General features: G+C 67.2%; 5 protein-coding genes and 2 pseudogenes. 2 read left to right on the forward strand and 5 right to left on the reverse strand.

From position 1 onward, the window contains the following. The 3 genes from QOD90_RS20590 to QOD90_RS20600 form a co-directional block, all read right to left on the reverse strand. A partial coding sequence (locus tag QOD90_RS20590) for an NAD(P)/FAD-dependent oxidoreductase (protein ID WP_526352683.1) occupies positions 1 to 1,251 on the reverse strand: 1,251 nt, incomplete at its 3' end. 39 nt (positions 1,252 to 1,290) lie between these two features. Then, positions 1,291 to 2,214, reverse strand: a complete 924-nt coding sequence (locus QOD90_RS20595) for a phosphotransferase (protein ID WP_526352684.1) — start codon at positions 2,212 to 2,214, stop codon at positions 1,291 to 1,293. Between the two features lie 6 nt (positions 2,215 to 2,220). Beyond that, positions 2,221 to 3,543, reverse strand: coding sequence for a competence/damage-inducible protein A (locus QOD90_RS20600; protein ID WP_526352685.1), 1,323 nt, complete (start codon positions 3,541 to 3,543; stop codon positions 2,221 to 2,223). 87 nt (positions 3,544 to 3,630) lie between these two features. Here QOD90_RS20600 and QOD90_RS20605 point away from each other — a divergent pair, with 87 nt between their 5' ends. Further along, on the forward strand, positions 3,631 to 4,365 hold the full coding sequence (locus QOD90_RS20605; RefSeq protein ID WP_526352686.1) for a VTT domain-containing protein: 735 nt from the start codon (positions 3,631 to 3,633) through the stop codon (positions 4,363 to 4,365). Here the strand turns inward: QOD90_RS20605 and QOD90_RS20610 are convergent. Further along, on the reverse strand, positions 4,280 to 4,504 hold the full coding sequence (locus QOD90_RS20610; protein WP_526352687.1) for a hypothetical protein: 225 nt from the start codon (positions 4,502 to 4,504) through the stop codon (positions 4,280 to 4,282). The genes QOD90_RS20605 and QOD90_RS20610 overlap by 86 nt on opposite strands. A 191-nt stretch (positions 4,505 to 4,695) precedes the next feature. Here QOD90_RS20610 and QOD90_RS20615 point away from each other — a divergent pair. Next, positions 4,696 to 5,505: pseudogene (locus tag QOD90_RS20615) on the forward strand (glycosyltransferase 87 family protein); the annotation flags it as partial. 299 nt (positions 5,506 to 5,804) lie between these two features. On the opposite strand, the pseudogene QOD90_RS20620 reads toward QOD90_RS20615, so the two are convergent. After that, positions 5,805 to 6,225, reverse strand: a pseudogene (locus QOD90_RS20620) (glycoside hydrolase); the annotation flags it as partial.

A 6,225-nucleotide genomic window follows, 5' to 3' on the forward strand; every position in this document is an offset into this window, starting at 1 on the left:
TTCCCGGTTGGGCCATGGCACTTCGTAGTGCAACCCGAGGATCTCGGCGACCCGGTCGTGAAGCCACCGGTTGTTGCCGTTGAACGGCGCGAACCGCCGGATGTCGACCCCGGTCAGGTCGGTAGTCGGGGCCCCGTTGACGATCCACTCGGCCAGGGCGCGGCCCGCACCGCCCGCCGAGGCGATGCCGACGGAGTTGAACCCCGCGGCCACGAAGAAGTTCGCGCATTCGGGCGCCTCGCCGAGGATGAACTGGTTGTCGGGGGTGAAGCTCTCGGGCCCGTTGTACAGCTTCTTCAGCCCGGTTTCCTCGAGCACCGGGATGCGCAGCAGGGCGTTGTCCATCAGGATCTGGAAGTGCTCCCAATCCTCTTCCAGCAACTGAAATTCGAAGGGGTGCGGAATGGCGTCCGGGCTGACCCACGGCTTGGCCTCGGGTTCGAAGCCGCCGATGACGAGGCCGCCGACCTCCTCCTTGAAGTACGTGTAGCCGTCCGGGTCGCGCAGGATCGGCATGTCGGGATGCACGCCGACGATCGGTTCGGTGACGACGTAGAAGTGTTCGGCGGAGTGCAGCGGAACGTTGACCCCCGCCATCGAGCCGACCTGCTTGGCCCACTGGCCCGCGCAGTTGACGACGATCTCGGCTTCGACGTCGCCGAGGTCGGTACGCACGCCGGTGACCCGGCCACGCTCGATGAGCACGCCGGTGACCCTGGTGCGCTCCATGATTCGGGCACCCCGTAGCCGCGCTCCCTTGGCCAGTGCCAGCGTGAGATCGGTCGGGTTTGCCTTGCCGTCGGCGGGCAACCAGATGGCGCCGACGAGGTCGTCGATGCGAATCACCGGGTAGTGGTCGAGCGCCTCCTGCGGGGTGAGCAACTCGCACTCGAGGTCGAACGCCGCCGCGTTGGCCGCGGTGCGGCGCAGCTGGATCATCCGGTCCTCGGTGCGTGCGACGGTGACGCCGCCGCACTGCTTGTAGCCGGCGGTGAGACCGGTTTCGGCCTCGAGTTCGGTGTAGAGCTCGGTTGAGTACTGAACCAGCCGGGTGCCGCTCTCGGAGGCGCGAAGCTGGCCAACCAGGCCCGCGGCGTGCCACGTGGTTCCCGAGGACAGTTGCCCTTGCTCGAGGAGGAGGACGTCGGTGATGCCGAGCTTGGTCAGGTGATGGGCCACGCTGGTTCCGATCACCCCGCCGCCGATGATGACGACTCGAGCCCGCGCGGGAACGGTTGTGGGGGTATTCAATTGGTCTCGTCCGATCGGTTCGTCGATTTCATCGTTTACCTAGTCCGAGGCCCGGACGTCGTCGAGCAACCGGGTGAAGTCGGGTCCCCGGAACTCCTCGACGGCGTTCTCATAGCGCTCAAGGCCCCATTCCCAGAAGTCGAAGTCCAGCGCGCTGCCGCCGTTCTGGATGCAGCCCCACAACGTCCAGCCGTACTGCGACACGGTGCCCTGAAGGCGCGCTCTGGCCAGTTCGTGGCGCGTTGAGCGGCCGAAGTACGCGGCGACCAGTCCCTCGAGTTGCTCCAGGCTCAAACGGTTGTCGCGCCAGATGTTCCCGAGTTCGAAGCACGGATCGTTGTTGCCCGAGTACTCGTAGTCGATCAGCCAGATCTTGTCGCCGTCCTCGACGAAGTTTGCTGCCAACAGGTCGTTGTGGCAAGGCACCGTGGTTTGGTCGGGGCTGACCAACGCCATCCGGATCGCGGCGAACTGGTCGGCGAAGTCCAGATAGTGCTCGGGTATCCGGAATCCGTTTTCCCGAATGATCTTGAGGTAGGACGGTTGCAGCGCGAACATGTCGAAATCGTTGCGAAATCGCGTGCCGGAGTGCAGGGTTCGACAGGCGTGCGCCGCCTTGGCGATGATGCCCTCGCGGGCGAAGTCGTCCTTGGAGAGGGTGACGCCCTCCAGATATCCGATCAGCAGGATGCCGAGATCGGGGCGGTAGTCGATGACGGGCGCACCGACGCCTGCCCGCTGAGCGGCTCGGGAGTTGAAGTCCTCGTTGTCGCGGTCGATGGCGAGTAGGTTCGACGAACTTCCCGAGCAGCGGGCCACGTACACCCCGTCCGAGGTGGTGATCTTCAGGTTGCGATTGGTGAGCCCGCCGGGGAGGTCCTCGATCTGACGCGTCCGACCCGCGAGCGCCGGCAACTGGTCGAGCAGCGCGTTCAGCGCAGTATCGTTGAGCGAGAAGGACATCGGTGCTCAGTCGACGTCGCCGGACGGGCTGAGGATGCGTCGGAGCAGGTGCATGGCGACGGTGGTGGACCGCTCCCGGACGTCTGACCGGTTGCCCGGCAGTAGAAGTGTCCGGGTCAGCGTCGGCCCGTCAGCCAGCCGCACGCTGAAACACACTGTCCCCACTGGCTTCTCGGCGCTACCTCCCCCTGGGCCTGCGATACCGGTGATGGCCACCGCGGTGTCGGCGCCGAAGCGCTCCAAGGCGCCGGCGGCCATCGCCTCGGCGACGGGTTCTGACACCGCGCCGTGGGCCGCGAGGAGCCCGGGATCCACCCCGAGCAGCGCCACCTTGGCCTCGTTCGAGTAGCTGACGACACCGCCCGCGACGTAGTCCGACGATCCAGCCCGGTCGGTCAGCCGGGCGGCAACCATTCCCGCCGTGCAGGATTCGGCCGTCGCGACCGTGCGGCCCGCCAACAGCCGGGCCACCTGGTCGTCCACCAACGATCCGTCTTCGGAGAAGAGTTGCCGTCCGTGGCGCTCGCGCAACAGCCCGACCAGGTGGTCGTACACCGAGGCGGCGTCGGGCTCGTAGCGCGTGACGATCTCCAGCTCACCGCGCCGCAGGCAGGTGGTGATCTCGAGTCGACCGAAGTCGGGGATGCCAGTTTCGCCGTCGCGCAGGGTCTCGGCGAGACCGGACTCGGGCAGGCCGAACATGCGAATGGTGTTCTGCAGGTACTCGGTGCGACCGGCGATCGCCGCCTGCACCCCCGCGGTCTGCACCGCCTTCTCCCACATCGGTTGCAGCTCGCGCGGTGGGCCAGGGAGCACCACCACGGTCGGCCGATCCAGCCCCCCGGTCGCTTCGCTCCTGCCCGCCGAACCCGGCACGACGACGCCCGGGGCCGTGCCGACGGGACCGAGGACCTCCGCGCCGACGGGCACCATGGCCTGCTTGCGATTCGCCGCCATGACGGCCTCGAAGTCGACACCATCGGCGGCCAGCGAGCGCCCCATCAGCTTCTTGAGGATGTCGGCGATGGTGTCCTCCAGCGCCGCATCCAGGATCAGATCACGGCCACAGAACCGTGCCACGGTCGCAACCGTCATGTCGTCGGCAGTGGGGCCAAGCCCGCCGCTGGTGAGGATGAGGTCGACGCCCTCGGCGGCGAGGAACCGGAGCTGGGCCTCGATGTCGGCGGGCCGATCGCCGCAGATCGTGATGTGCGCAAGCTCGACGCCGAGCTCGAGCAACCGATCGGCGAGCCACGGTCCGTTGCGGTCCTGAACCCGTCCGGTGAGAACTTCGGTTCCGGTGACGACGATGCCCGCGCGTGCGCTCACGGGGTATGACACTACGACGCCTCGTGCTGTTCGCGTGTCGGGTGTCGTTTGCCGTGCCGCAATGTCGGCCGACTAGGGTCTGCGGCCGTGACGACCGCCGTTGTTGCGTTGCCCGCCGTCATGGACCCGATGTTCTGGCTGGGCCACGGTGGCCTCTTCGGCTCGGCGGTATTGCCCGGGGTCATGCTGATCGTCTTCATCGAGACGGGGCTGCTGTTCCCCTTCCTGCCAGGGGACACGCTGTTGTTCACCTCGGGTCTGCTTGCGGCGCAGGACGACGCGCCGGTCGGGATCTGGACGCTTGCCCCGTGTGCCGCGGTGGCCGCCGTGGCGGGTGGTCAGGTCGGGTACCTCATCGGGTGGCGCCTTGGCCCCGCGTTGTTCGCGAAGGAGGACGCCCGGTTGTTCAAGAAGCACTATCTGGCGTCATCGCAAGAGTTCTTCGGCAAGCACGGACGCAAGACGATCGTGATCGGACACTTCGTCGGCGTGGTGCGAACGTTCATGCCCGTCATCGCCGGCGCCTCTGGGATGCGCTACCCGGTGTTCCTGGCGTGCGACGTGATGGGTGCGGCGGCCTGGGGGGTGGGGCTCACCGTCGTGGGGTTCCACCTGGGGAACGTGGCTTTCGTCAACACCCACGTCGAGTTGATGGTGCTGTTGATCGCGGTGCTGTCCACGCTGCCGGTGGCGGCATCGCTGCTGCGTGCCTGCGTCGGGAGACGGAGGGCGAGAACTACCGGGCCAACCAGCCCTTCACCGTCTCCAGATCCCGCGAGTACGTCTCCATGTTGTCGTCCTGGAAGCGAGATCCGCCGCTGATCGCATCGTTGCCCTGCCAGATGACCCTGACGCGCGTCTGACCACGCACGTAGATGTCCACGCGGTCGTCGATCCGGCGGGCCCAGCCCGCCGCGGTGGTGACGTCTGCGAGTTCCGACCGTAGGTCCGTCGTGGTCATCGCCAGCTCCTCTCGGATGCGCTCATGGGGACATCCTCCCGGTAGCTCAGCGACAGGGTTCGGCCACCCCGGCTTTCAGGAAGCATTCAGCCGGCCTCCGTACCTTCGCGGTGATGTCCATCAAGGCGAACGCGTGGGTGCGCGCATACGGACCGGTCGTTCTGCTGGTGGCCTTGGTCGCCTACGTGGGCATGTACGTGCGGTGGCCCAGCCTCGCCGGTCAGGTCGATCTACTGGTCTACCGGTTCGGTGCGGCGCGGGTGCTCGCCGGCCATGACCTCTACTCGACCGGGCTGACGGGCAACCCGCACACGCTGCTGTTCGACTACACGCCGTTCGCCGCGCTGTGCTCGTTGCCTTTGACCTTCGTCACACCTGCGACGGCGCAGGTCCTCGGGCTCGTCGTGAACGCCGCGCTGGTGATCTACGCGGTCCGCCGCTCGCTGGTGCGGCTCGGGGTGACGACCGCGGCCGGGCTGTGGAGTCTCGGTGCCCTGTTGACGGGTCTGGTCTGCTGGCTGGAACCGGTGCGGCTGTCGTTGCAACTCGGACAGGTCAATCTCGTCATCCTGGCCGTCGTGGTCGCCGATCTGCTCGGGTCCGACAAGCGCAGGTGGGCTGGCGTCGGCATCGGCATCGTCGCGGGCATCAAGCTCACGCCAGCCCTGTTCATCGTGTACCTGATCCTCACCGGTAGGCGCCGGCCCGCCGTGGTGGCGTCGCTGACGTTCGCCGTCACGGTCCTCCTCGGCTTCATCCTGCTGCCGAGGGACTCCAATTACTTCTGGCTCCGCGGCGGGTTCGACGACGTCGCGCGAATCACCAGTGACCCGGTGGCGAACACCAGCCTGAAGGGATTGTTCGATCGGCTGCATCTGGTGGGTGCCTTGCCGACGGCGTTGACGGCACTGCTGGCCGTGCTGGCGTTGGCGGTCGCGGTGCTGGCGTGGCGGCGGGGCCACGCGGTGCTCGGGTTGGCGATCGTGGGGATGTCCTCGGCGGCGCTGTCGCCGTTCAGTTGGAGTCACCACTGGGTGTGGATGGTGCCGCTGATGGTCCATCTCGGGCATCGTGCCTACGTCGTCGGCAGCCGGTGGTCGCTTGCGGCGTTGTGGGCGTTCTGCGCTGCCTTCGCGGGGTGGCCGGTGTCCACGCGGGGCGATACGCCGGAGACCGGGGTGTTGTCGTTGCGCCCCGGCGGCTGGTGGGACGTGGTGATTCCCGCGACCTACCTGGCCGGGTTCACCGCCGTACTGGTCGGCACCGCGTGGTGGCTGGGTAGACGTCCGGCCGATTCGGACTACGAGACTCCCACCACCACGGGCGACGTGTTGTACCCGGTCACGCGGACCCAGTCGGCCGAGGCCGGATTCCTCGATCCGCGCGGCGCCGAGGCGCGCACCTCGACCGTCTCGCCAGGGAACACCGTCACGTAGTTGTCGTCGTAGGTGATCGGCAGGACCTCGTCACCGTCCTGCGACGAGGTGACCTCGGCACGTTCGAAGAACGCGATCTGCTTGGTCGGGTTGCGCAGCGAGATCACGACCCCGTCAGATCCAGACCCGTCGGTCCGCTTCGCCGATACCTCGAGAGGCACCCTGGCCAATGAGTTGAGCGGCGTCATGTCGGCCCAACTGTCCTGGTGCAACTCGAAGGCGTAGTCGCCGTCGGGCTGTCCGACGTCGTCGTTGCGCTGGGACTGCCAGTACACGTTCTCGTCG

The organism is Mycobacterium sp. (assembly GCF_032161845.1).
Taxonomy (GTDB): Bacteria; Actinomycetota; Actinomycetes; order Mycobacteriales; family Mycobacteriaceae; genus Mycobacterium.